Raw genomic sequence first — 920 nt, forward strand, 5'->3', positions numbered from 1 at the left:
CGCTCCCTTTTACTGGATCAAGCCGCCTGCGGGCTTAACTGACTGGCATTGGGCCCCTGCCGGGTTTTTTTTGGTCTGAATTTCCTTCAGACCCTTGTAATGATGGTTTTGATAGGAAAGACGAGTGCTGCCATGAGCGGGCGGAGGTCTGAAAGCCGCTCAGTTGCCGCCACAATAAGGGCTGTCTTCGAGATGACTTGGGGCGCATCTGAATCGTGCAGTATTCGCTGGGCTCTCGCAGCTTGTGCAAGCCGAATGGGCCGCCCGGGGCGTCAAGACGTCTGCCGCCCTTGGGGGCCTTACTCGCCAAAGTTCTGCTACTTTGAACAGGTCAACTCATCCTCTATCTGGACAACCGTCGCATGCCACGTACCAAACTGCCTGTCTCGCCCCACGGTGGCTCGCCCGATGAGACGGAAGCCATGTTCTATGAAGCCCTGCAAAAGGGCGATGTAGACCTGCTGATGTCTTGCTGGGCAGAGGATGACGAAATCGTATGTGTGCATCCTGGCGGTTCCCGCTTGATGGGGGCCGCCGCAATCCGTGCTGCGTTTGAGGGAATGTTTGCGCAGGGCAGCATCCGGGTGACGATTTCTCAGGTCCACCGTGTGCAGTCGGTGTCCAGTGCCGTGCACAACGTGGCCGAGCGGGTGGAAATCATGTTGCCTGATGGGCTGCACGCAGCCTTTCTGATCGCCACCAATGTCTACCACCGCACGTTGGAGGGATGGCGCCTGGTGGCTCACCATGCCAGCACAGGCGGCTCGCCGGAGGGTATCTCCGGTACTGAAACTTCGCAGTTGCTGCATTGAGCGATGTGGCGCGGGCTGCTCATGGTTTCGTAATTTGTATAAAAAGTGGCTCTTCTAGTGTGGTGTCTCAAAAGTAAGCATCAAATAATGGTACTCGCTGCCCGCGCC

The 920-nt window shown here is 57.3% G+C and carries 1 protein-coding gene; it reads left to right on the forward strand.

Going from position 1 to position 920, the window contains the following annotated elements:
• Positions 1–362: 362 nt before the first annotated feature.
• Entirely contained in the window at positions 363–812 is a 450-nt protein-coding gene (locus IHV84_RS20195) for a nuclear transport factor 2 family protein (protein WP_066695586.1), read from the forward strand.
• Positions 813–920 lie beyond the last annotated feature (108 nt).

The sequence above is a fragment of the Acidovorax sp. IB03 genome (genome assembly GCF_016406015.1).
GTDB lineage: Bacteria > Pseudomonadota > Gammaproteobacteria > Burkholderiales > Burkholderiaceae_C > Acidovorax > Acidovorax temperans.

What these genes read in the sequence shown, in the direction of transcription:
- IHV84_RS20195 (WP_066695586.1), top strand. Translation starts at nt 363, where the DNA reads ATGCCACGTACCAAACTGCCTGTCTCGCCCCACGGTGGCTCGCCCGAT.